The following is a 22503-nucleotide window of genomic DNA, read 5'->3' as shown; positions in this document are numbered from 1 at the left end:
GGGCCTCCGGGAGACCGCCAAGGGCCCCGGACCCAACGGCCCCGGACCCGGCCCCAGGGCCCCTGAGGCCCCCGGGGCGCCTCAGGACGAGGTTTCGAGGACCCCGGTGCGGTAGATGGTGCCCGCGCAGGCGTTGGGGATCGTCGCGGCGGCGACCGGGCCGCCCGGGTCGGCGGTGTGGGTGACCTCGACGCTGCCGTCCGCCGGGGTGCCGTCGGTGCCGAGCTGGGTGCTCGCCCCGCTGTCGGTCTGGCCGCTCCCGGTGGAGCCCGAGGTGGTCCCCGTCGTGGTGCCCCCGGCGCCGCCGGTGGACGGGGTCGGGGTGGGCGTCGGGCTGGGCGGGGTGACGGTCGGACAGGTCTCGCTGGGGATCCAGGCGAACCGCACCTCGTAGGCGGTGTCCGGGGTGAGCAGCAGCTTGGCCGCCTCCTTGGCGGGGTCCGGCAGGCCGCTCGCCGGGTCGCCGCTGGTGTGCGCGACGACCGCGATCCGCGCGCCGTCGGCGGCGCCGCGGGCCGCGAAGCCGACTGTGCCCGCGCCGCCGACCACGCACTCGCGCCCGGAGACGTTGGCGATCCGGAAGGCCCCGTAGACCTTGCCCGTCGCGTCGGGCGCGCCGGTGGCGACGGAGCTGATGCCGAGCTGTCCGGCCTCGCAGGCGGGCTGGGCGGCCGGGGCGCCGGTGGACGGGGTGGCGTGGCCGGTGCCCGCGCCGGTGCCGCTCTGGGTGGGGGTGGGGGGCTTGCCCGCCGCGCCGCCCTCGGCCTCGCCGTGGCTGGGGACCGTGGTGCCGGGCGACGGGGTGGCGTCATGGCTGCCGCCGCCCTCGACGCCGGTCTCGGTGCCGGTGCCGCCCTGGGCCTGTTCGCCGTGCCCGGCGTTGACGGCCTTGTCGGCGGAGATCCCGCCGGAGGAGGCCACGTGCACCAGGGCCGGGACGGCGGTGCCGACCAGGACGACCGCGGCGGCCACGCCGACCAGCGCCTGCCGCTTGCGGGCCCGGCGGGCGGGCACGGCCCGGCGCAGCTGGTCGAGCGCGCCGTCGGCGGGTTCGAGTCCGGCCACCGCGCCCTGGAACAGCAGCCGCAGCGCCTGCTCGTCCGGCACCTCCGGCCCGGCCTCGCCAGGACCGCCCTCGCCCGCCCCGCCCTCGTGCGGCCTGCCGTCGAATCGTCCGCCGTCGAAACGTCTGCCGTCGCCCGGCCCGCCGTCGAAGCGCGTGCCGTCGAAGCGCGTGCCGTCGCCCGGCCCGCCGTCGTGCGGCGCTTGGTTCACCATCCCGAATCCACTCAGGTCGTCCCGGTCACCGTGCTGGTCCCGCTCCCACGGCCCGCTCATGAGCCGTCCTCCATGGCGACGCGCAGCGCCGCGATGCCACGGGAGCCGTATGCCTTCACGGAGCCGAGGGAGATGCCGAGGACCTCGGCGACCTGCGCTTCTGTCATGTCCGCGAAGTATCTCAGGACCAGGACCTCACGCTGCCGCCGCTGCAGTCCGCGCATCGCCTTGATCAGCGCGTCCCGCTCCAGCTGGTCGTACGCGCCCTCCTCGGCGCTGGCCATGTCGGGCATGGGCTTGGAGAGCAGCTTGAGGCCGAGGATGCGGCGGCGCAGCGCGGAGCGCGACAGGTTGACGACGGTCTGGCGCAGATAGGCCAGGGTCTTCTCGGGGTCGCGGACCCGGTTGCGGGCCGAGTGGACCCGGATGAACGCCTCCTGGACGACGTCCTCGCAGGAGGCGGTGTCGTCGAGGAGCAGCGCGGCGAGACCGAGCAGGGAGCGGTAGTGCGCGCGGTAGGTCTCGGTGAGGTGGTCGACGGTGGTGCCCGCTGCCATCGCGTCGTCAGCGCCCTCGCGGGGCGCCGGGATGCCGGCGATGGTGGGCGGGCGGCTCGCTCCGATGGGCACGGGCGCGATCACCGGCATGCCGCCGGCCGGGCGCGGCCGCCTGAGCGGTCGCACCACGGTGCCGCGCAACGGGATGACCGCCGCCATGTCGAGTACCTCTGCCACGCCTGTTGGACACGCTTCCCCCCGTCAGGGTTGTACGCGTACGGCCCCGGTTTTGCCGGTGCGACATTTGCCCTCATGCGTAACCGTTCTCCCCCGATGCCCCGCTTTGTGCGGCGTCCTCCGCGTCCTGGTCGTGGGTGCACGCGAAGACGCCCCCGCCCCACCCACCGGTTGCGATCGGGAGGTAGGAACATCGTCGTTCAGGACATCTGACCTGATCAAGAGCCCTCTGACGCCGATTTGCTCACAAGGTGTTCACAGATCCTACAAAGTTGAACGGTGTCGCGTGGCCGATTTCCGGACACCCGCACCGGCGCCGGGGCCCGCCCCCAGCGGGCCGCGGGCTCACCGGTCGGCGGCGATGAGCTCCGCGATCTGTACGGCGTTGAGCGCGGCGCCCTTGCGCAGGTTGTCCCCGCACGCGAAGAACTCCAGGCCCCGCTCGTCGTCCAGGGTCCTGCGCAGCCGCCCCACCCAGGTGGGGTCGGTGCCCACCACGTCGGCCGGCGTCGGATAGTCGCCGCTCGCGGGGGCGTCGTACACGACCACGCCCGGCGAGGTGGCCAGGATCTCGTGGGCGCGGCCCACGTCCACCGACCGCTCGAAGCGGGCGTGCACCACGGCGGAGTGCCCGGTCACCACGGGCACCCGGACGCAGGTCGCGGTCACCCGCAGCCGCGGCAGGTCCAGGATCTTCCGGGTCTCCTCGCGGACCGCCAGCTCGTCGGAGGACCAGCCGTCCGGGCCCGGCTCGCCGGACCACGGCAGCACGTTGAGGGCCAGCGGCCCGGGGAAGGGCCCGGTCCGGTCGCCGACGGCGCGCCGGACGTCACCGGCGCGGGTGCCGAGCTCGCTGCCGGTGACCAGGGCCAGCTGTTCGCGCAGCGCGGCGACGCCCGCCGCGCCCGCCTCGCTCGCCGCCTGCTGCACGGTGACGACGAGCTCGGCGAGCCCGTACTCGGCGTGCAGCGCGCCCACGGCGGCGATCAGCGACAGGGTGGCGCAGCCGGGGCTTGCGACGATGCCGCGCGGGCGGACCCGGGCGGCACAGGCGTTGATCTCGGGGACCACGAGCGGCACGTCCGGGTCGCCCCTGAAGGCGGCCGAGGTGTCGACGACCACCGCGCCCTTGGCGGCGGCGATCGGCGCCCAGCGGGCGGCGACCGGTTCGGGCACGAGCAGCAGCGCCACGTCGGCGCCGTCGAGCGCGTCCTCGTCGAGGGCGCGGACCTCGCTCTCCTCGCCCCGCACGGTCAGGGTGCGGCCGGCACCGCCCCGCTCGTGGGTGAGCAGCCGTATCTCGCCCCAGACGTCCGCGTGGTGCGTGAGCGTCTGGAGCAGCACCTCGCCCACGGTCCCGGTGGCGCCCAGGACCGCGAGCGTCGGTTTGCCGCTCATGAGGTGACTCAGCGGCCGGTGCCGCCGTAGACGACGGCCTCGTCGGAGTCGCTGTCCAGGCCGAAGGCGGTGTGCACGGCGCGGACGGCCTCGTTGACGTCGTCGGCGCGGGTGACCACCGAGATGCGGATCTCCGAGGTGGAGATCAGCTCGATGTTGACGCCCGCGTCGGACAGCGCGCGGAAGAAGTCCGCGGTGACCCCGGGGTTGGTCTTCATACCGGCGCCGACCAGCGAGATCTTGCCGATCTGGTCGTCGTAGCGCAGCGACTCGAAACCGATCGCGCCCTTCGCCTTCTCCAGAGCGTCGATGGCCTTGCGGCCCTCGGCCTTGGGGAGGGTGAAGGAGATGTCCGTGAGGCCCGTGGAGGCCGCGGACACGTTCTGCACGATCATGTCGATGTTGATCTCGGCGTCGGCGACGGCCCGGAAGATCGCCGCGGCCTCGCCCGGCTTGTCCGGGACGCCGACGACGGTGATCTTCGCCTCGGAGGTGTCGTGGGCGACACCGGAGATGATGGCCTGCTCCACCGGCTGGGCTCCTTGCTCAGGGCGTTCGTTGCTGACCCAGGTGCCCTGCAGTCCCGAGAAGGACGAGCGGACGTGGATCGGGATGTTGTAGCGGCGGGCGTACTCGACGCAGCGGTGCAGCAGCACCTTGGAGCCGGAGGCCGCGAGCTCCAGCATGTCCTCGAAGGAGATCCAGTCGATCTTCTTCGCCTTCTTCACCACGCGCGGGTCGGCGGTGAAGACGCCGTCGACGTCCGTGTAGATCTCGCAGACCTCGGCGTCGAGCGCGGCGGCCAGCGCGACCGCCGTGGTGTCCGAACCGCCGCGGCCCAGGGTGGTGATGTCCTTCTTGTCGGCGGACACGCCCTGGAAACCGGCGACGATGGCGATGTTGCCCTCGTCGAGCGCGGTACGGATCCGGCCCGGCGTGACATCGATGATGCGCGCCTTGTTGTGGACCGAGTCGGTGATGACACCGGCCTGGCTGCCGGTGAAGGACTGGGCCTCGTGGCCCAGGTTTTTGATCGCCATGGCGAGCAGCGCCATGGAGATCCGCTCCCCGGCGGTCAGCAGCATGTCGAACTCGCGGCCGGCCGGCATCGGAGACACCTTCTCGGCCAGATCGATCAACTCGTCCGTCGTGTCGCCCATCGCGGAGACCACGACGACCACCTGGTGGCCGTTCTTCTTGGCTTCCACGATCCGCTTGGCGACGCGCTTGATGCCTTCGGCATCGGCAACGGAGGATCCTCCGTACTTCTGCACGACAAGGCCCACGTGCGCTCCTCGCTCAGTCCTCGCCGCAGCTGGCACTGCGGTCGGCTCAGTCTAACGAGCGAAGGAAAAAGGCCACGGTGATATCAGATGATGAGATTTGCTGCTCAAAAAGTGATCACCGTCGTCCCAGGCGCACCACCGGGAGCACCCCTCCGGGCGGCCCCGCGGGCCCCCGAGGGGGTCTGGACAGCCCCGGGTCCTGCTGCCACCCTCCCGCCATGCGATCTTCCGCCCCGCGCCGCCCCCGGGCCGCCACGTCAGCCTCCGTACCCCTGTTCGCGCTGCTCGCGCTGACCACGCTGACGGCGCTCACCGGCTGTGCGCCCCAGGAGCGGGAGGAGAAGCCCGCCACCGCGTCCTGCGCGCCCGGCGGGCTCGCCACCAAGGCCACCGGCAAGCTCACCGTCGGCACCGACACGCCCGCCTACGCGCCCTGGTTCCAGGACGACGACCCGGCCAACGGCAAGGGGTACGAGTCGGCCGTCGCCTACGCCGTCGCCAAGAAGCTCGGCTTCGCGCCCGCCGACGTGGTCTGGCAGAAGGTCGCCTTCAACAACGCCTTCGCCCCCGGCGCCAAGACCTTCGACTTCGACATCAACCAGGTGTCGGTCAGCGCCGACCGCCGCAAGGCCGTCGACCTGTCCTCCGGCTACTACGACGTCCGCCAGGCCGTCATCGCGCTCAAGGACTCCCCCGCCGCCAAGGCCACCACCCTGGCCGACCTGTCGAAGGTCCGGCTCGGCGCCCAGGTCGGATCCACCAGCCTCGACGTGATCGAGGAGCGGATCCGGCCGAGCACCCCGGCGGCCGTCTTCCAGAAGAACGACCTCGCCAAGGCCGCGCTGCGCAACCGCCAGGTCGACGCGATCGTCGTCGACCTGCCCACCGCCTTCTACATCACCGGCGCCGAGGTCCCCGAGGCGAAGGTCGTCGGCCAGCTCGCCCCCACCGGCACATCCACCACGGCCGAACAGTTCGGCCTCGTCCTCGACAAGGGCTCGGCGCTCACCCCCTGCGTCTCCGCCGCCGTGGACGCGCTGCGCGCCGACGGCACCCTCGCCGCCCTGGAGAAGCGCTGGCTGTCGGACGCCGTCGGCGCCCCGGTGCTCAAGTGATCCCGCAGCTCACGAAGTCCGCCGACGGCCCCGATGGCCCCGACGGCCCCTCCGGAGCCGCCGGGCCCGGGCAGGACGACGACGGCTACACGCCCTCCGCCCGCCGCCTCGCCCGCGAGCGCCACCACCGCGCCCGCACCCGGCGGGCGGCGGCCGTGGCCGCGCTCAGCACCGTCGTCACGCTCACCGTGCTCGGCCTGCTCGTCGTCCGCTCCCCCGGCTGGCCCCGCACCCGCGAGACCTTCTTCAGCGCCGAGTACGCCCGCCAGGCGCTCCCCAAGGTCCTCGACGGACTCTGGCTCAACCTCCGGCTGCTGCTGATCTGCGGGGCGCTCGCCCTGCTGCTCGGGCTGCTGCTCGCGGTCGCGCGGACCGTGCGCGGCCCGGCGCTCTTCCCGCTGCGCGCGCTCGCCACCGCGTACGTGGACTTCTTCCGGGGCCTGCCGCTGATCATCTGCCTGCTCGCGGTGATCTTCGGGGTGCCCGCGCTGCGCCTCCAGGGCGTGCCGACCGACCCGGTGGTGCTCGGCGGCGCCGCGCTCGTCCTCACGTACGCCGCCTATCTGGCGGAGGTCTTCCGGGCCGGGATCGAGTCCGTCCACCCCAGCCAGCGCGCCGCCGCCCGCTCGCTCGGCCTGTCGAGCGGGCAGGCCATGCGGTACGTGGTGCTCCCGCAGGCCGTACGGCGGGTGGTGCCGCCGCTGCTCAACGACCTGGTCTCGCTCCAGAAGGACACCGGTCTGGTCTCGATCGCGGGCGCGGTCGACGCCGTGTACGCGGCGCAGATCCTCGCCTCCAAGACCTTCAACTACACCCCGTACGTCGTCGCGGGCCTCGTCTTCGTCGCCCTGACCGTGCCGATGACCCGGCTCACCGACCGGGTCACCGCCCGGATGAACCGCCGCCAGTCGCAGGGAGGCACCGTATGAGCCCCATGAGCCCCAAGGACGCCGTCCCCGCCCCCGCCGGGACCGGCGCCGACGCCCCCGCCGAGCCGCCCGTGCTGCGTTTCGAGGCGGTACGGAAGACCTATGGGCGCTCACTGGTCCTGAAGGCGGTCGATCTCGACGTACCGGCGCACAGCGTCACCGTCCTGATCGGCGCGTCCGGCTCCGGCAAGTCGACGGTGCTGCGCTGCGCCAACCTCCTGGAGGAGATCGACGACGGGGCCGTCTTCCTCGACGGCGCGGAGATCACCGACCCGCGCGCCGACCAGGACGCCGTCCGCCGCCGGGTCGGCGTGGTCTTCCAGGCGTACAACCTGTTCCCGCACATGAGCGTGCTCGACAACATCACGCTCGCCCCGCGCCGGGTGCACGGCGTCGCCCGGAAGGACGCCGAGGAGCGGGCCCGGGAGCTGCTGGCCAGGCTCGGACTCGGCGACAAGGCCGCCGAGTACCCGGACCGGCTCAGCGGCGGCCAGCAGCAGCGGGTGGCGATCGCCCGGGCGCTGGCGAGCGGGCCGCGGCTGCTGCTGCTCGACGAGGTGACGGCGGCGCTCGACCCGGAGCTGGTCGGCGAGGTCCTGAACGTGATCAGGGACCTGAAGGCCGACGGCATGACGATGGTCGTCGCCACCCATGAGATGGGCTTCGCCCGCGAGGTCGCCGACCAGGTCTGCTTCCTCGCGGACGGGGTGGTCCTGGAGCGCGGCACCCCGGCCGAGGTGTTCGGCGCGCCCCGGCACGAACGGACCCGCCGCTTCCTCTCCCGGATCGTCGAGGCCGGCCGCCTGTAGACCCACTGCCTTCAGGGACGGTCGTACGAGTACGAATACGAATACGGGCTCAGGCGAGCGGGCGGCCCAGACCGCCCAGCTCCTCGGCCATCACCCGGCCGGCCTCCTCCGCGAGGTCGTCCTCGGTGATGTCCTCGTCCGTGTCGAGGCCCGCCAGGTCCGCGAGCGGCTGGTCGAGGCGCACGTGCGCGACGAGCGACTGGAGGGCCCGCAGGGTGGCCGAGGCCGTCGGACCCCAGTTGGAGAAGTACGAGAACTGCCACCACCACAGCGCCTCGCTGGTGCGGCCCGCCCGGTAGTGGGCGAGGCCGTGCCGCAGGTCGGTGACGATGTCGGCGAGGTTGTCGGAGATCCGGGCCGGCACGGGCGCCTTGCGGGGCTCGTACGGGTCGAAGACCTCGGAGAACACGTCCACCGGTTCGAGCAGCGTCGCGAAGCCCATCCGCAGCTCGTCCACGTCCAGGTCGGGACCCGTGTCCGGCTCGTAGCGCTCGTCCGGGACGATGTCCTCGTGGGCGCCCAGGCGACCGCCCGCGAGCAGCAGCTGCGAGACCTCCAGGAGCAGGAAGGGCACGGCGCTGTCCGGCTCGTCGCCCTTGGCGACCTCGGTCGTGGCGACGATGAAGCTCTCGATCGAGTCCGCGATCTGGACGGCGAAGTCGTCCGGGTCCTGCGTGACGGAGTGCAGCGTGGCGTCAGACATCGAGGAGCCTTCCTGCTCGGGTCCGGGAGGTCGGGCCGGACCTGTCGTCGTACCCGGACCTGTCGTCATACATCTAGCAGTCGCCGCCCCTCGAAGGCACGCCCCAGGGTGACCTCGTCGGCGTACTCCAGGTCACCGCCGACCGGCAGACCGCTCGCCAGCCGGGTCACCTTCAGGCCCATCGGCTTGATCATCCGGGCCAGGTAAGTGGCGGTGGCCTCGCCCTCCAGGTTGGGGTCGGTGGCCAGGATCAGCTCGGTGACCGAGCCGTCCGCGAGCCGCGCGAGCAGCTCACGGATCCGCAGGTCGTCCGGGCCGACGCCCTCGATCGGACTGATCGCGCCACCGAGCACGTGGTACCGGCCGCGGAACTCACGGGTCCGCTCGATCGCCACCACGTCCTTGGGCTCCTCGACCACACAGATCACGGTGAGGTCCCGGCGCGGGTCACGGCAGATGTTGCACAGCTCCTGCTGCGCCACGTTGCCGCAGACCGCGCAGAACCGGACCTTCTCCTTGACCTCCAGGAGCGCCTGGGCAAGCCGCCGCACATCGGTCGGCTCGGCCTGGAGCACGTGGAAGGCGATCCGCTGGGCGCTCTTGGGACCGACGCCGGGCAGTCTGCCCAGTTCGTCGATGAGGTCCTGAACCACGCCTTCGTACAACGGAACGCCCTTCTCCGAGGTGCTTGATTCTTACGGTAGTGGCTGGAATCCAGCCTTAGAAGCCCCGGTGGAACCGAGGAGCCTCAGAGAAACCTCAGAAGAGGCCCGGCATCCCGCCCATGCCCTGCGCCAGCGGACCGAGCTTGGCCTGCTGGAGCTGCTGGGCGTTGTCGTTGGCGGCCTGCACGGCGGCCACGATCAGGTCGGCCAGCGTCTCGGTGTCCTCCGGGTCGACCGCCTTGGGGTCGATCACGAGGCCGCGCAGCTCGCCGGAACCGGTCACCGTCGCCGTCACAAGACCGCCGCCCGCCTGACCCTCGACCTGGGTCGCCGCCAGCTCCTCCTGGGCGCGGGCGAGGTCCTGCTGCATCTTCTGCGCCTGCTGGAGGAGCTGCTGCATGTTGGGCTGGCCACCACCGGGGATCACGGTCACTCCTCAGTCTCGGAACTTGGTGAACCGAGCCTACGTGGTCCCCGACCTGACCGCCGACGCAACTCTTTCGAGTGAGAAACTGCGGGCTCCTCTACCTGATCAACACCCTCTTGCGGGCGGAAATCCCCGGGATACGGGCCCGCGGCCCACCATTCGGCGGTAGGAAGGGCAGGCACCACGTGCACCGCACGTCACAGCACCGCACGTCACAACAGCACACGAGCGCTGAGCTGAGCAGAGGAGTTCCCCGGTGAGCCAGCAGCCGGACATGCAGCCGCAGCCGGGGAATCCCGAGAAGCCCGCCGGAGGTCCGGCCGCCCACCGCGATCTGACGGGCGCCCCCTTCCCGATGGGCGACTGGGGCGAGCCCGCCGAACGTCTCGACGAGCTCTACCGTTGGGTCGAGTCCCAGGCCCTGCGCACCGCCGAGTGGTACCTCTCCGACCGGGTCTGGAAGCGCCGCTGCGCCCGCGCGCTGCGGATGGGCACGGCCCTCGGGGTGATCGCGGGCGCGGCCCTGCCGCTGCTCGACCTGACCGGGGTCGCCGAGGGCACGGCGGGCTGGGGCTATCTGTCGCTGCTCCTGGGCGCCGCCTGCCTCGCCTGCGACCGCTACTTCGGCCTGACCTCGGGCTGGATAAGGAACGTGGCCACGGCCCAGGCCGTGCAGCGGCGGCTCCAGGCGCTCCAGTTCGACTGGGCGTCGGAGAGCGTCCGCGAGGTGCTCGGCCCCACCGAGGGCACCGCGAGCGAGGCCGCCGAGCGCTGCCTCGGGGTGCTGCGCCGTTTCTCGGAGGACGTGACGGAGCTGGTACGGGCGGAGACCGCGGACTGGATGGTCGAATTCCGCTCGGGGCCCGCGCCGCTGGCCCTGCAGGCGGTGGGGGTCAGCCAGCCCCGGCCGGAGAGCGGCCACCCCTCCGGCCGTTTCCCGCTGCCGCCGGGCACCCGGCCCAACATGCCGCGCCAGCGCCCGCCGGAGCCGCGCTGAGCCGAGCTGAGCGCGCCCCGGGGGCGGCGGCGCCGTACCGGCGGCCAGGACGCCCGTCCTGGCTGACGCCCGTCCTAGCTGAGGATGATCATCGAGCCCTGGCCGAGGCTGCGGGTCGCCGCCGCGTGCAGCCCGAGCCAGACGTGCCGCTCCCGGGCGAAAGGACCGGCTTCCTGGTGCGGGACGGGCGCGGCGGGCTCTTCGAGGGCGGTGGGCCGCTCCGGGGGCCGGGGCGGGGCTGGCGGGTTGCCCGGGTCGATGCCGATCGCGGGCGCCACGAACTCCAGCTCGCGCAGCAGCCCGTGCGAGGAGCCGAGCGGGCCGCCGCCCGCGAGCAGGTCGTCGTTGGACAGCGGGGCCGGGAAGTCGACCGGCACATAGGCCCCGGCGTGGTCGTAGTGCCAGACCAGGTGGGACTGCTGGGCGGTCGCCTCGAACATCTCCAGGAGCTGCTCGTAGTCCCCGCCGAGCTCGCCGACCGGCTCGACGGGCAGCCCGCACATCTGGAGCAGGTAGGCGCGGCGCAGGAAGTGCAGGGCCTCGTAGTCGAAGCCCGCGATGGGGGCCACGTCGCCGGAGAGGCCCGGCATGTAGGCGTAGACGGGCACGGTGGGCAGACCGGCCGCGGTCAGCGCCTGGTCGTAGACGGCGATCTCTTCGGCGAAGGGGTTGTCGGGGCTGTGGCACAGCACGTCGACGAGGGGGACCAGCCACAGGTCACAGGCCAAGACAGGCTCGCTCTCCGTCAGTTGCGCGGGTGGGGCGGGCGGACGGGCCCGGGGAACCGGGGATCCGCCGCGGGACGGCCAGGGTAGTCCGGCCGCCGGGCGGCGCACACCCGCCGGGTCCGGTGGTTGTGCCGGTCCCGCGCCCCCCTGGGGTGACTGCCCGGCCGGGCGGCCCCTCAACCCGGGGCGCGACCCTGGCCCCACCCGTATCCGGGCCCTTAGGGGGTGTCCGGCGGATCAGGGGCGGGCACGACCTAGGGGGTGAGGGCGGTGTCGGCGGCGGCGCGGCCGTCCAGCCGGTCCGCCCACGCCAGGGAGCGGTTGTTGTACGCCTGGACGACGGTGACCGCGTCCTCCGCGTCGCCCCGGGTGATCGCGTCGACCAGGTCGACGTGTCCGCTCCACAGCCAGCCGAGGAGATCGCGGTCGGAGCGCAGATAGGGCACCGAGAACACCCATGCCTGCACGCGCAGCCGGTGCAGGAAGTCGGCGATGTAGTCGTTGGCGGCGACCAGGCGGCCCAGTTCGCGCCAGTAGCGGATGTCGTAGCCGATCAGGACGTCCAGGTCACCGGCGCGGGCGGCGCGGGCGGCGGCCTCGCCGCGGCGCCGTATCGACACGAGCGCCACCCCGGGCGAGACGTCCGGCGAGGCGCCGGGAGCGGCGGACGGGACCGCGGGCACGGGGACGGTACGGGGCGCGTGGCGGCGGAATATGCCGTCCACGACGAGCATCCGGGCCTCGACCATGCCCCGGTAGTCGTCCACCGAGAACTCGTGGACCCGAAAGCCGCGGTGCTGGTCGGAGTCGAGCAGCCCTTGCGCGCAGAGGTCGACCAGGGCCTCGCGCACGGGTGTCGCGGACACCCCGTACTGCTCGGCGATCTGCTTGACGGTGAATTCCTCGCCCGGCTGGAGACGGCCCGCGAGCACTTCGTCACGCAGCGCGTCCGCGATCTGCTGACGAAGGGTGTTGCGGGTGACAGCTCCGCTCGCGGGCATGCTCCTCGGCCCCCTCCGTACGACTTCCGGACACCCTAGTCCAGGCCAGCCGCTCGGGAGGGGGGCAGAAAAGACCACACCGGACGGGCCCGCCCGGTGGATCGCACGGCTCCGATCACACCGGACGGTCCCGGTACCCGACTCGGGTCACACCGTGTGGGCGTCCGCCACGGTGAGCGCCGTGTCCAGGGCCGCCAGGCCCTCGCGGACCTCCGCCTCGCTGACGTTGCAGGCGGGGACGGCGTGGGTGCGGTTCATGTTCACGAACGGCCACAGGCCGTGCTTCTTCGCCGCGGCGCCGAAGGCGGCCATCGGCGCGTTGGCCTCGCCCGCCGCGTTGTACGGGACCAGCGGCTCGCGGGTCTCCTTGTTCTTCACCAGGTCGAGCGCCCAGAAGACACCGAGGCCGCGGACCTCGCCGACCGACGGGTGGCGCTCGGCCAGCTCGCGCAGGCCGGGGCCGAGCACGTTCTCACCGATGTGGGCGGCGTGCTGGACGACCTTCTCGTCCTCCATCACCTCGATGGTGGCGACGGCGGCGGCGCAGGCCAGCGGGTGCCCGGAGTAGGTCAGACCGCCGGGGTACGGGCGGGTCTCGAAGGTGGCCGCGATCTTCTCGCTGATCGCGACGCCGCCGAGCGGCACGTAGCCGGAGTTGACGCCCTTGGCGAAGGTCATCAGGTCGGGCACGACGTCGAAGTGCTCGGCGGCGAACCACTTGCCGGTGCGGCCGAAGCCGGCCATGACCTCGTCGAGGACGAAGACGATGCCGTACTTGTCGCAGATCTCGCGGACACCGGCGAGGTAGCCGGGCGGCGGGGTCATGATGCCCGCGGTGCCGGGGATGGTCTCCAGGATGATCGCGGCGATCGTCTGGGGTCCCTCGAAGGCGATGGTGTCCTCGAGGTGGGCGAGGGCGCGCTGGCACTCCTCCGCCTCGGTGGTGGCGTAGAAGGGCGAGCGGTAGAGGAACGGCGCCCAGAAGCGCACGACGCCCGCGGAGCCCGTGTCGGAGGCCCAGCGGCGCGGGTCGCCGGTCAGGTTGATCGCGGTGGAGGTGGCGCCGTGGTACGAGCGGAAGGCCGAGAGCACCTTGTGGCGGCCCGTGTGCAGACGGGCCATCCGGACGGCGTTCTCGACGGCCTCGGCGCCGCCGTTGGTGAAGAAGATCTTGTCCAGGTCGCCGGGGGTGCGCTCGGCGATGAGCCGGGCGGCCTCGGAGCGGACGTCCACGGCGAAGGCGGGCGCGAAGGTGGCGAGCTTCCCGGCCTGCTCCTGGATCGCGGCGACGACCTTGGGGTGCTGGTAGCCGATGTTCGTGTAGACGAGGCCGCTGGTGAAGTCGAGGTAGCGGTTGCCGTCGTAGTCCCAGAAGTACGAGCCCTCAGCGCCGGCGACGGCGAGCGGGTCGATCAGGCCCTGAGCGGACCAGGAGTGGAACACGTGCGCGCGGTCGGCGGCCTTGACGGCCGCTGCGGCCTGGGGGTCGGGTACGACATGAGGGGTCATGGGTCGAGGGTAAGGAACCGCAGGTCGGACGGGCCATCACCATCTTGTCCATCGAGACCCGAACGGACGAGACAGATTGCCGCTCGGGGCCCGTGCCGCCTGCCGGACCCCGGCAGGACGGGCGCCGGACGATTGCCGCCCTCGACCCCTGCCCGCCGGGTCCGGCGGCGCGCAGACTGCCCTCATGGGGGAAATGACACGAAGGGCGGACATGCCGGACACGGGGGACGGGGCGGAGGACGGTTCGGGGGACAGTTCAGGGGACGGTTCGGCCGGGGCGGGCCGGACGTCGGCGGTGGGCGTCCTGCTGATCTCGGGGGCGCTGCTCGCCGGGCTGGTCTCGGCGCTCGCGTTCACCGTCCAGATCCCGCGGGAGACCAGCCTGTACGGGGCTTACGCCGCCGCCCGGCCCTGCCCGACGGAGGCGGACGCGGAGCGGACCGCGCAGCGCGACGCGCAGCGGGACGCGGACTGTCTGCGGACGGTCACCTTCACCGTGGACCGCGCCGAGGCGCAGGGCCGGAAGGGCGACTCGTACTGGGCACTCGTGCACCCCGGTCCCGCCGCCCCGGGCAGCGCGGGCGAGGGGCAGGGGGCCCGACAGCGCAAGCTGTCCTTCGGCGACCCCCGCCCGCTCGTGGAGACCCTGCGGCCCGGCGACCAGGTCACCGGCACCGTCTGGCACGGCGCCGTCACGACGGTCGCCAAGGACGGCGTGCGGCAGGACACCGCCGACGCCCCCCGCGAGAGCCAGGCCATGGGGATCGCCACCCTCGGCACCTTCGCCGGCCTGCTCGCGGCCCTGATGGCGGGCCTCGGCCTGGTCCGGCTCGCCAGGCCGCCGCACCACGAGCGCTTCGGCTGGCGCGGCTACGGCAGGCCGATGCTGATCCTCGCGGCGATCGGCTCCGCCGTCCCGGCCTTCCTGCTCGGCTGGCTGGGGCTGCCCTGGCAGAGCCTGCCGATCGCCGCGACGCTGCTCTGCGGCTACACGGCCTGGGAGTTCGCCCGCTACCGGGCCAGGACCCCGCTGGACGCCTCCTAGGACGCCTCCTGGGACGCCAGCAGCTCCCGCAGCGCGCTGCGCAGCAGCAGCGGGTGCACGAACCGCCCCGGCTCCGTCGGACGGAAGCGCCAGGTCAGCGGCCAGGTGTTGCCGGTCAGCGCGGGCACCGGCACATAACTCACCAGACCCGGGCCCGCGTTGAAGCGGGTGACCCCGGCGGGCCACGGGCGGTGGGCGGTGGAGCCGGGCGGCAGCAGGAAGTAGACCCCGCGCCGCCCGTTCTCCTCCAGGACCACGGGCCCCGGGTCGCCCCCGGTCAGCAGCGCCATCAGATCGGCGAGGCGGCGGCCCTCGTCACCGTCGACGCGCACGGCGTCGAATTGCACTCCGGCCTTGCGGAGTTGGAAACCCGAATGGGGAAGCCAACCACAGAAAGCCGTTTTCCGCTCACTCTTTGAGGAATTCACCGGACCATCGTCCCGCATCGACGCTAGCGTTTTCCGCGACTGCGAAGGTGCGTCGGTATTCCCTCGACCTGCGCCAATGCGCCTTGCTCGCAGTTGAATTGGGCGGGGAGCAGTTGAGACCGGTTGAGTCCGGTTGAGTTCGATCGGGGAGTGCAAATGGAACGTGAGGAAACCCGCGAGCCGGTGGGCCCGATGGCCCGAATGGCAGCGACGCTCGCGAAGAAACTACGCCTGCGAAAGGGGCTCACTCAGGCGAAGGAAGGCGCGCTCATGGGCTACACCGGGGCGGCGATCAGCGCGATGGAGCGCTTCGTCCACCCGGTGAGCGACGAGATGCTGGTGAAACTGGAGGATGTACTCGGCGACGGACTCGGCGTCTTCGAGGAACTGCGAGTGCCGGTGAGCCTGGAGAAACTGCCGGAGCTGTTCCGGGACTACTCAGTGATCGAGCAGAAGGCGAGGGCACTGTGGCTGTATGCGAACCACATCGTCCACGGACTGTTCCAGACCGAGGCGTACGCGCGGGCGCTGATCGCGGGCGGCTTCCCGGAGCCGACGCCGGAGCGCGCCGAGGAGCTGGTCATCGGCCGGATGGCCCGTAAGCGGCTGTTCGACCGCAAGCCCACCTGCGAGATCGAGCTGATCCTCGACGAGTCGGTGCTGCTGCGCCCGATCGGCAGCCCGGAAATCATGCGCGAGCAGCTGCTGCACCTGGCGGACTGTGCCCGTCGCAGGAACGTCAACCTGCAAGTCCTGCCGCTGGATGCGGGCCTGGGCGGCGAGTACGCGGGCGCCCGAGGCAATCTGAGCGTGGTCGAGACCCCGGACCACAACCTCGCGGTCTACCTGGAGATCCAGGGCGAGAGCGTGCTCCTCACCGACCGCGCCAAGGTGAGTAAGCTCGTACAGCGGTACGCGAAGATCCGCGCCCAGGCCCTGGATCCGCGCACGTCCCTTGGCCTCATCGAGCGGTTGGCGGGAGCACAGAGATGAGCGACACCCTGCACTGGTTCAAGTCGAGCTACAGCGACGACGGCGGCGGCGAATGCGTCGAAGTCGCCTTCGGCTGGCGCACGTCGAGCTACAGCGACAGCGGCGGCGGGAACTGTGTCGAGGTGGGCTACGACTGGCACAAGTCCTCGTACAGCGACGACGGCGGCGGCAGCTGCGTCGAGGTCGCCACCTGCCGCCACTCCGTCCACGTCCGTGACTCCAAGGTGCAGGACGGCCCGACCTTCACGGTCGAGCCGTCCGCCTGGGCCGCGTTCGTGAGCCGCTGCGCCGAGATCCGCTAGCGGTCCTCGGCGGTCGGCAGTACGAGGTCGGCAGTACGAGGTCAGCAGTACAGGTTGGCCCCGGTCGGGACACCGAGCACCTGCGCGAACTGCTGGTACTTGGTGACGCGGCTCTGCACCTGGCCGGGGTTGCCGCCGTTGCATTCGAGCGAGCCGTTGATGGAGCGGATCGTCTCGCCGAACCCGGCACCGTTGACCATGGCGTTGTGGCTGGTCATGGTGCCGGGGCCGTTCTGGGTGTTCCAGTACCAGAGGCCGGTCTTCCAGGCGACGGCCGCGTCGCGCTCGACCCGGTAGGGGTCGGCGAGCAGGTTGATGCCGAGGGCGTCACCGGCGGCCTTGTAGTTGAAGTTCCAGGACAGCTGGATCGGGCCGCGGCCGTAGTAGGCGGACTGGCCGGCCGGGCAGCCGTAGGGCTGGGTCGCGTCGCAGTAGTGGGGGTAGTTGGCGGTGTTCTGCTCCACGATGTAGACGAGGCCGCCGGTCTCGTGGCTGACGTTGGCGAGGAAGGCCGCGGCCTCCTGCTTCTTCACCGTGTCGCTGCCGGTGTTGGCGAAGCCGGGGTAGGCGCTGAGCGCGGCGGTCAGGCCGGAGTACGTGTAGAAGGAGTTCCGGCCCGGGAACATCTGGTTGAACTGCGCCTCGGAGACGACGAATCCGGTCCCGGGATTGCCCGGGTCCGTCCCGCCGCCACCGCCGCAGGCACCCTGGTCGGCCCAGACGCCCCACTCACCGGTGGTGCCGGGGGTCTCGTTCTGGGTCCACCACTTGGCCAGCCAGTTGTGGCCGTTGTACGAGGCGGTCATGCCGCCGGTGTAGACGGCGCCCGCGCTCCAGGCACCCGCGCAGGCGGGGGCCGCGGCGGCGGGCGATGCGGGCAGGAGTACGGCGAGGCCGACGACCGTACAGATCGCGGCGAGGAGGGTGAGCAGACGTCGCAACATGCAACTCGTCCTTCCGGTGGGGGTGGTTCCACGGAAGCGCGATTGGTCTGGACCTGTCAATAGCTAGGTCTGGACCAATTCCCTTGCCGCGACCATCCGCCCCCCGCCCCGCTCAGCGGCCGATGACACGCTCCAACAGCTGGACGAACAGGGCCCGTTCGGCGACGGACAGCGGCCCCATCAGCTCGTCCTGCGCTTGGGCGAGGACCTTGTCGAGCTTCTTGAGGTGCGCGCGGCCCCGGGGGGTGAGGGTGACGACGTTGCGGCGGCGGTCGTCCGGGTCGGGGGTGCGGGCGACATGGCCGCGCTCCTCCAGCTCGTTGATCACCGCGACCAGGTCGCTGCGGTAGACGCCGGTGCGACGGCTGAGCTCGGCCTGGCTGACCGGGCCGCGCTCGGCGAGGGCGGCGAGGGCCGCGTAGTGCCACTTGCGGGCGTCCTCGGCGGCGAGCCGCTCGCCGACGGCGCGGTCGGCCCGGGCGGCGGCGAGCCCGAGCAGTCGGCTGGGCAGGGCGCGCAGGCGCTCGGGGGTCTCGAAGGACTCGGTGTGCGCGGTGGTTTCACTCGGCCCGGCGGGCTCGGGGGTCTCGCTCATGCGGGGCAGATTACCTCTTGCGTTAGGGGGACGAACGATCTAACGTCGTTAGTGCATCGAACGTTAGTGATCCGAACGTTAGAGGAGTGCATGACCATGCCCGTGATCGACGTGCTCGACTCGTCCCTGTACTTCGCGGAGTTCACCGCCCCGGACGGTACCCAGGGCGGCGCCCCGGACCGCGCCCCGGACGGCGGCGCCGACCCCGGCCTCCCCTTCGTCTTCCTGCACGGCAACCCGGTCTCGTCGCACGTCTGGCGGCATGTGCTGCCCGCCGTCGGCGGCGGCAGGCGCCTGCTCGCCCCGGACCTGATCGGCATGGGCCGCTCCGGCAGGCCGGAGCTCGACTTCTCCCCCGCCGGGTTCTACGCGGACCAGGCCCGCTACCTGGACGCCTGGTTCGACGCGCTCGGGATCGAGCGGGCGGTGCTCGTCGGTCTCGACTGGGGCGGCTCGCTCGCCCTGGACCGGGCGGCCCGGCTGCCCGGCCGGGTGGCGGGGGTGGCGCTGATGGAGACGATCCTGCGGCCGGTGAGCTGGGCGGAGTTCCCGGAGCAGGCCCGCGAGCGCTGGACCAGGATCAAGACCCCCGGGGTGGGCGAGACGATGGTCCTGGAGCAGGACGCCTTCGCGGAGTCCTTCGCCCACACCGTCCTCGGCGGGCTCACCGACGCCGACCTCGCCGCCTACCGGGCCCCCTACCCCACTCCTGAGTCCCGCCGCCCGCTCCTCGCCTGGGCCAGGTCCATGCCGATCGCCGGTGACCCGCCCGCCGTGGTCGACCGCGTCACGGCCTACGGCGACTGGCTCGCCACCAGCCCGGACGTCCCCAAGCTGCTGCTGACCTTCGAGGGCTCCCCCACCCTGATCGTCGACCCGGCCGCCGTCGCCTGGTGCGAGCGTCATGCCACCGCTCTGGAGACGGTGGCCTGCGGCCCGGCCGGCCATCAGGCCCCGGAGGACCAACCGCTCGCGATAGCCGGGGCGATCACCGCGTGGGCTGACCGGCACGGGCTCGCGACACGCCAGAAGTGAACGAGTTCGAAAATGGTCGAGTGGGTGCTGACCAGCCTGTTAGGCTCCGGACAGGCTGCGCCGTACATGACCAGAACGGCGGCGGCAGCAAGGGGAACGCCGGACACATCCACGTCCGGGACACAGGGGGGAACACCACACGTGATACGCCATGCCCTCGCGCGGAGGGTTTCCGTCACCGCGCTCGGACTCGCGGTCGGCGCGGGCGGCCTGATCCCGCTCGCCGGACCGGCGGCGGCGGCGGAGCAGGGCCCCGGGACACCGCAGGAGTTCGTGGTCCCGGCCGCGGTCAAGAAGACCCAGCGCACGGACTCCGTGCCCGGCCTCTACGGGCCGGAGTACGGCGAGTTGGACGCGGTCGGCACCGACGGCGTCTTCCTCAACGAGGACGGCGGCCTCGACCCGGTCTGGATCCGCTACTCCGACGGCAAGCGCTTCGAGATCCCCGGCATCCGCTCGGCCCCCGGCCTGAGCCACGGCACCGGCACCGACGCCCTCGCCTTCGTCACGGAGAACCGCGTCGAACTGCGCCGCACCGACGGCTCGGTGACCACCCTCACGCTCCCCTCGGGCGGCCTGACCGGCCCGAAGGTGTACGGCGAGCGGGTCGTCGGCCGGGGCGCCGACGGCCGCCTCCACATCCTGTCGGCCGGGACCGGCGGCACCACCGCCGACCTGACCGTCGACGAGCCCGCGGGCACCGCCCTCGGCACGCCCGTCGCGGGCGACGGCACCACCGTCGTGCTCCAGAGCGCCGAGACCGCCGGAAAGCGCGTCCACACCCTCGTCGACACGACCACCGGCAAGGTCCTGGGAGCTCTCCCCGCCGTGCCCGCGAGCATCACCCGGGTCCGGCTCTCGCCGAAGCACGTGCTGCTCTACGGCGACTACACCAACAAGAACGTGCTCGTCGGCGCGCGCGCCGCGCTCTCCGCGCCGCTCGCCGAGGTACAGCTCCCGGTGTACGGCGACAACGCGGCCCTCGTCGGCGACTGGATCGTCCACACCTCCACGTACGGCAAGGTCCAGGCCCTCCCGGTGACCGGCGGCACGCCGGTCGACCTGTTCGACGGGGAGACCCGCAACGGCCTGCGGGCGGGCACCGACGGCAGCGCCATCTTCGTCGGCGGCCCCGACAGCGCCGACTGGGCGGTCCGGCGGATCACGGCGGGCCCCGGCGGCAAGCCGGTGATCACCACCGTGCTGCCCCTGCCCGGCACGCCCGTCGCGGTCGAGCGCCTGGCGGTCGGCAACGGGCGACTCGTGGTGGCCGACCACAGCGACGACGCCTCGTCCCACGTCAAGGCATGGGCCCGCAAGCTCAGCGGCAGCGGTCCGCTCACCGTCGGCGAGCGGGAGCCCGAGGGCAAGACCCTCTTCGAGCCCTGCCCGGCGGACGACCTCGCCTGCCAGGAGTACTGGGCCACCGGCGACGGCGGCTTCCTCGGCCGCCTCGGCGGCGACTCGGGCTACGTCGTCGCCCACAGCTGGGACGGCAGCCCCTACCGCACCGCCTACCTCGGCAAGGACGCCCGCGTCCGTGACGTCGCCGGTTCCTACCTGATCCACGAGAACAAGGGCGGCACCCGCCAGTCCGTCGTGCGGCTCGCCGAGAAGGCCGAGGACGCCGTCGTCGTGGAGGAGCGGGCCCCGGTGGCCGCCGCCCTCGGCAACGCCGTGCTGTGGAGCGCCAGTGCCGACAAGGGCCTGGTCACCGCCAAGGACCTGAAGACCGGCAAGGCCCTGGAGAGCGTCGACACCGGCGCGCCCTGCGTGCCCAACGAGCTCCAGGCCGCAGGCAACTGGCTCTACTGGAGCTGCGGCGCCGAAGGTCCCGCCGGGGTCTACGACCGGATCGCCAAGTCCTCCCGTACGGTGCCGTCCGGCGAGGCCCTGCTCGGCGACGGCTATGTCGTCACCCACGACAAGGCCGCCGGGAAGCTCGTCCTCACCGGCGCCGCCGCCGAAGGACCCGCGAGCCGCGTGGTCGGCGACCTGCCCGACACCGGCACCTCCCAGCGCCGGGTCCGCTGGAACGTCGACAAGTACGGCGGCCCCCTCGCCTTCGCCGACGCCGAGCAGCGGGTCCACGTCGTGACCAGCGGCATCCCGCCGCGCCCGCTGGCCGTGCTCGACCGCCAGGACACCAAGGACGCGGTCGTCGACGGCATCACGCACCAGGACAAGCCGCAGACGCTCAGCGTGATCACCGGGTCCCGGGCCTTCGGCGCCTGGACCCTGACGGCCCGCCATCACACCACCGGCCAGGTCAGCGAGCTGTCCTCGGGCACCGGCGACCAGATCCTGCGCCCGAGCTGGAACGGCCGCGACAAGAACGGCACTCTGCTCGGCAACGGCAGGTACACCTGGACGCTGACCGCGCGGCCCGACGGAGCCTCCGGCGCCCCGGTCACGCTGTCCGGCGAGGTCCGGCTGCACAACGGCCAGTCCGACGCCCACACCAGCTTCACCAGCCTGCCGCAGCAGCGGGTGCTCGACACCCGCAACGGCACCGGCGTCCGCAAGGGCAAGATCGGCGCCGGGCAGAAGGTCACGCTCGACCTGTCGGGCGTGCCCGGCATCGGCACCGCCTGGAACCGCTCGGTGGCGCTGCACGTGACCGCGACCAACGCGACCTCCGGGACCGTCGTCACCGGATACGGGGCGGACACCCTCACCCGCCCGAGCGCGTCGAACCTGAACGTGCCCGCCGGGAAGACCGTCTCCAACCTGATGATCGTCCCGATCCAGGACGGCAAGGTCACCTTCTACAACCACAGCGGCACGGTCGACCTCATCGCCGACCTGTCCGGCGTGCACAAGATCGGTGACACCGGTTCGCTCTACCGCCCGATGACCCCGTGGCGGGCGCTCGACACCCGCAGCGGCCTCGGCGCGCCGAAGGCGCAGGTCAAGGGCGGTTCCCGGGCCCACATCTCCTTCAAGGGCACCGCCGTGGGCGGCGCCGACGTGACGGCCGTGGTCCTCAACGTGACCGCGACCAACGTCAGCGGCCCCACCGTGGTCGCCGCCCTCCCGAAGGGCGGTCCGGTCACCGGCTCGCACCTCAACCCGCTGAAGGGCGAGACCCGCTCCAACCTGGTGGTCGTCCCGGTCAAGGACGGCGGGGTCGACGTCTACAACCACTCCGGCACCGTCGACCTCATCGCCGACGTGGCCGGGTACTACACCTCGGACCGGACCGGTTCGCTGTACAGCGAGATCCCGTACGGCAACCGCGTCCTGGACACCCGTAACGGCACCGGCGCCGCCAAGGCCAAGGTCGGCGCGGGCCGTACCGTCACCCTGAAGGTCGGCGGCACGCTGGGGGTGCCCGAGAAGGGCGTCACCGCGGTCGTCATGAACGTGACGGCGACCAACCCGACCGCGAACACCTTCGTCACCGCCTACCCCTACGGCACCACGCGCACCGCCGCGTCCAGCCTGAACGTGCCGGCCAAGGGCACGGTGCCGAACCTGGTGATCGTCCCGGTCAAGGACGGCAAGGTGACCTTCTACAACCACGCGGGCACCGTCGACCTCATCGCCGACGTGCAGGGCTTCTACGCCGAGTAGTCGCCC

Annotated in this window: 22 protein-coding genes; 9 read left to right on the top strand and 13 right to left on the bottom strand. The window is 72.3% G+C overall.

The features are described 5' to 3' along the window. Positions 1-81 precede the first annotated feature (81 nt). The 4 genes from ACIPXM_RS22985 to ACIPXM_RS22970 form a co-directional block, all read right to left on the bottom strand. Positions 82-1338 carry a hypothetical protein gene (locus ACIPXM_RS22985; protein WP_401658233.1) on the bottom strand — a complete coding sequence of 419 codons (1257 nt, stop codon included), beginning with the start codon at positions 1336-1338 and terminating at the stop codon, positions 82-84. Then, a complete protein-coding gene (locus ACIPXM_RS22980) occupies positions 1335-2012 on the bottom strand; it encodes a SigE family RNA polymerase sigma factor (RefSeq protein ID WP_401658231.1) in 678 nt (225 codons plus the stop codon). Before ACIPXM_RS22980 ends, ACIPXM_RS22985 begins: the two co-directional genes overlap by 4 nt. A 345-nt stretch (positions 2013-2357) precedes the next feature. Further along, on the bottom strand, positions 2358-3410 hold the full coding sequence (locus ACIPXM_RS22975) for an aspartate-semialdehyde dehydrogenase (protein WP_401658229.1): 1053 nt from the start codon (positions 3408-3410) through the stop codon (positions 2358-2360). An 8-nt stretch (positions 3411-3418) separates the two neighbouring features. Continuing rightward, positions 3419-4696 carry an aspartate kinase gene (locus ACIPXM_RS22970; protein ID WP_401658227.1) on the bottom strand — a complete coding sequence of 426 codons (1278 nt, stop codon included), beginning with the start codon at positions 4694-4696 and terminating at the stop codon, positions 3419-3421. Between the two features lie 218 nt (positions 4697-4914). Between ACIPXM_RS22970 and ACIPXM_RS22965 the strand changes: the two genes are divergently transcribed. The 3 genes from ACIPXM_RS22965 to ACIPXM_RS22955 are packed head-to-tail and all read left to right on the top strand — an operon-like array spanning position 4915 to position 7549. Then, the gene (locus tag ACIPXM_RS22965) at positions 4915-5811 is read left to right on the top strand and encodes an ABC transporter substrate-binding protein (RefSeq protein ID WP_401658225.1); all 897 of its coding nucleotides are present in this window, start codon (positions 4915-4917) and stop codon (positions 5809-5811) included. Then, positions 5808-6740: an amino acid ABC transporter permease gene (locus ACIPXM_RS22960; RefSeq protein WP_401658223.1), complete on the top strand. Its 933-nt coding sequence runs from the start codon at positions 5808-5810 to the stop codon at positions 6738-6740. Before ACIPXM_RS22965 ends, ACIPXM_RS22960 begins: the two co-directional genes overlap by 4 nt. 5 nt (positions 6741-6745) lie before the next feature. Continuing rightward, complete coding sequence (locus ACIPXM_RS22955; protein ID WP_401658508.1) at positions 6746-7549, top strand: amino acid ABC transporter ATP-binding protein; 804 nt, start codon at positions 6746-6748, stop codon at positions 7547-7549. 49 nt (positions 7550-7598) lie between these two features. Here the strand turns inward: ACIPXM_RS22955 and ACIPXM_RS22950 are convergent, their stop codons facing one another. The 3 genes from ACIPXM_RS22950 to ACIPXM_RS22940 form a co-directional block, all read right to left on the bottom strand. Next, positions 7599-8252 carry a DUF5063 domain-containing protein gene (locus ACIPXM_RS22950; RefSeq protein WP_401658221.1) on the bottom strand — a complete coding sequence of 218 codons (654 nt, stop codon included), beginning with the start codon at positions 8250-8252 and terminating at the stop codon, positions 7599-7601. 65 nt (positions 8253-8317) lie between these two features. Beyond that, positions 8318-8917, bottom strand: a complete 600-nt coding sequence (gene recR / locus ACIPXM_RS22945) for a recombination mediator RecR (RefSeq protein ID WP_401658219.1) — start codon at positions 8915-8917, stop codon at positions 8318-8320. Positions 8918-9011: 94 nt separating this feature from the next. Beyond that, positions 9012-9344, bottom strand: coding sequence for a YbaB/EbfC family nucleoid-associated protein (locus ACIPXM_RS22940; protein ID WP_401658217.1), 333 nt, complete (start codon positions 9342-9344; stop codon positions 9012-9014). A gap of 274 nt (positions 9345-9618) precedes the next feature. Here ACIPXM_RS22940 and ACIPXM_RS22935 point away from each other — a divergent pair, with 274 nt between their 5' ends. Further along, positions 9619-10341, top strand: a complete 723-nt coding sequence (locus tag ACIPXM_RS22935) for an SLATT domain-containing protein (protein WP_401658505.1) — start codon at positions 9619-9621, stop codon at positions 10339-10341. A gap of 74 nt (positions 10342-10415) precedes the next feature. Here the strand turns inward: ACIPXM_RS22935 and ACIPXM_RS22930 are convergent, their stop codons facing one another. The 3 genes from ACIPXM_RS22930 to ACIPXM_RS22920 form a co-directional block, all read right to left on the bottom strand. Beyond that, on the bottom strand, positions 10416-11069 hold the full coding sequence (locus tag ACIPXM_RS22930) for a hypothetical protein (RefSeq protein WP_401658215.1): 654 nt from the start codon (positions 11067-11069) through the stop codon (positions 10416-10418). A 254-nt stretch (positions 11070-11323) separates the two neighbouring features. After that, positions 11324-12070 (bottom strand): GntR family transcriptional regulator, encoded by a 747-nt coding sequence (locus ACIPXM_RS22925; RefSeq protein WP_401658213.1) that lies wholly within the window; start codon positions 12068-12070, stop codon positions 11324-11326. Between the two features lie 147 nt (positions 12071-12217). After that, the gene (locus tag ACIPXM_RS22920) at positions 12218-13579 is read right to left on the bottom strand and encodes an aspartate aminotransferase family protein (RefSeq protein ID WP_401658212.1); all 1362 of its coding nucleotides are present in this window, start codon (positions 13577-13579) and stop codon (positions 12218-12220) included. A 211-nt stretch (positions 13580-13790) separates the two neighbouring features. On the opposite strand from ACIPXM_RS22920, the gene ACIPXM_RS22915 reads away from it, so the two are divergent. Then, positions 13791-14624 carry a hypothetical protein gene (locus ACIPXM_RS22915; RefSeq protein WP_401658210.1) on the top strand — a complete coding sequence of 278 codons (834 nt, stop codon included), beginning with the start codon at positions 13791-13793 and terminating at the stop codon, positions 14622-14624. Here the strand turns inward: ACIPXM_RS22915 and ACIPXM_RS22910 are convergent. Beyond that, positions 14621-15070, bottom strand: coding sequence for a hypothetical protein (locus tag ACIPXM_RS22910; protein ID WP_401658208.1), 450 nt, complete (start codon positions 15068-15070; stop codon positions 14621-14623). The genes ACIPXM_RS22915 and ACIPXM_RS22910 overlap by 4 nt on opposite strands. A gap of 138 nt (positions 15071-15208) precedes the next feature. Between ACIPXM_RS22910 and ACIPXM_RS22905 the strand changes: the two genes are divergently transcribed. Further along, positions 15209-16045, top strand: coding sequence for a helix-turn-helix domain-containing protein (locus ACIPXM_RS22905; RefSeq protein ID WP_401658206.1), 837 nt, complete (start codon positions 15209-15211; stop codon positions 16043-16045). Next, positions 16042-16347: a DUF397 domain-containing protein gene (locus ACIPXM_RS22900; RefSeq protein ID WP_401658204.1), complete on the top strand. Its 306-nt coding sequence runs from the start codon at positions 16042-16044 to the stop codon at positions 16345-16347. The genes ACIPXM_RS22905 and ACIPXM_RS22900 overlap by 4 nt, the downstream gene beginning before the upstream one ends. Positions 16348-16388: 41 nt before the next feature. Here ACIPXM_RS22900 and ACIPXM_RS22895 read toward each other — a convergent pair whose 3' ends face one another. Together ACIPXM_RS22895 and ACIPXM_RS22890 are read right to left on the bottom strand one after the other, a co-directional pair. Beyond that, positions 16389-17291, bottom strand: a complete 903-nt coding sequence (locus ACIPXM_RS22895) for a glycoside hydrolase family 19 protein (RefSeq protein WP_401658202.1) — start codon at positions 17289-17291, stop codon at positions 16389-16391. Between the two features lie 112 nt (positions 17292-17403). Then, complete coding sequence (locus ACIPXM_RS22890; protein ID WP_401658200.1) at positions 17404-17886, bottom strand: MarR family winged helix-turn-helix transcriptional regulator; 483 nt, start codon at positions 17884-17886, stop codon at positions 17404-17406. A gap of 96 nt (positions 17887-17982) precedes the next feature. Between ACIPXM_RS22890 and ACIPXM_RS22885 the strand changes: the two genes are divergently transcribed. Beyond that, entirely contained in the window at positions 17983-18921 is a 939-nt protein-coding gene (locus tag ACIPXM_RS22885; protein ID WP_401658502.1) for a haloalkane dehalogenase, read from the top strand. A gap of 141 nt (positions 18922-19062) precedes the next feature. Next, positions 19063-22497, top strand: a complete 3435-nt coding sequence (locus tag ACIPXM_RS22880) for a hypothetical protein (protein ID WP_401658198.1) — start codon at positions 19063-19065, stop codon at positions 22495-22497. The last annotated feature ends 6 nt before the right edge of the window (positions 22498-22503 follow it).

This window comes from Streptomyces sp. NPDC090025, from assembly GCF_044748125.1.
Taxonomy (GTDB): Bacteria; Actinomycetota; Actinomycetes; order Streptomycetales; family Streptomycetaceae; genus Streptomyces.
This window is presented reverse-complemented; position numbering and strand designations above follow the sequence as displayed.

Coding starts and splice junctions, on each gene's coding strand:
- ACIPXM_RS22985 (WP_401658233.1), bottom strand. CDS start 1,338: ATGAGCGGGCCGTGGGAGCGGGACCAGCACGGTGACCGGGACGACCTG.
- ACIPXM_RS22975 (WP_401658229.1), bottom strand. CDS start 3,410: ATGAGCGGCAAACCGACGCTCGCGGTCCTGGGCGCCACCGGGACCGTG.
- ACIPXM_RS22965 (WP_401658225.1), top strand. CDS start 4,915: ATGCGATCTTCCGCCCCGCGCCGCCCCCGGGCCGCCACGTCAGCCTCC.
- ACIPXM_RS22955 (WP_401658508.1), top strand. CDS start 6,746: ATGAGCCCCAAGGACGCCGTCCCCGCCCCCGCCGGGACCGGCGCCGAC.
- ACIPXM_RS22950 (WP_401658221.1), bottom strand. CDS start 8,252: ATGTCTGACGCCACGCTGCACTCCGTCACGCAGGACCCGGACGACTTC.
- ACIPXM_RS22935 (WP_401658505.1), top strand. CDS start 9,619: ATGCAGCCGCAGCCGGGGAATCCCGAGAAGCCCGCCGGAGGTCCGGCC.
- ACIPXM_RS22925 (WP_401658213.1), bottom strand. CDS start 12,070: ATGCCCGCGAGCGGAGCTGTCACCCGCAACACCCTTCGTCAGCAGATC.
- ACIPXM_RS22920 (WP_401658212.1), bottom strand. CDS start 13,579: ATGACCCCTCATGTCGTACCCGACCCCCAGGCCGCAGCGGCCGTCAAG.
- ACIPXM_RS22915 (WP_401658210.1), top strand. CDS start 13,791: ATGCCGGACACGGGGGACGGGGCGGAGGACGGTTCGGGGGACAGTTCA.
- ACIPXM_RS22910 (WP_401658208.1), bottom strand. CDS start 15,070: ATGCGGGACGATGGTCCGGTGAATTCCTCAAAGAGTGAGCGGAAAACG.
- ACIPXM_RS22905 (WP_401658206.1), top strand. CDS start 15,209: ATGGAACGTGAGGAAACCCGCGAGCCGGTGGGCCCGATGGCCCGAATG.
- ACIPXM_RS22900 (WP_401658204.1), top strand. CDS start 16,042: ATGAGCGACACCCTGCACTGGTTCAAGTCGAGCTACAGCGACGACGGC.
- ACIPXM_RS22895 (WP_401658202.1), bottom strand. CDS start 17,291: ATGTTGCGACGTCTGCTCACCCTCCTCGCCGCGATCTGTACGGTCGTC.
- ACIPXM_RS22890 (WP_401658200.1), bottom strand. CDS start 17,886: ATGAGCGAGACCCCCGAGCCCGCCGGGCCGAGTGAAACCACCGCGCAC.
- ACIPXM_RS22885 (WP_401658502.1), top strand. CDS start 17,983: ATGCCCGTGATCGACGTGCTCGACTCGTCCCTGTACTTCGCGGAGTTC.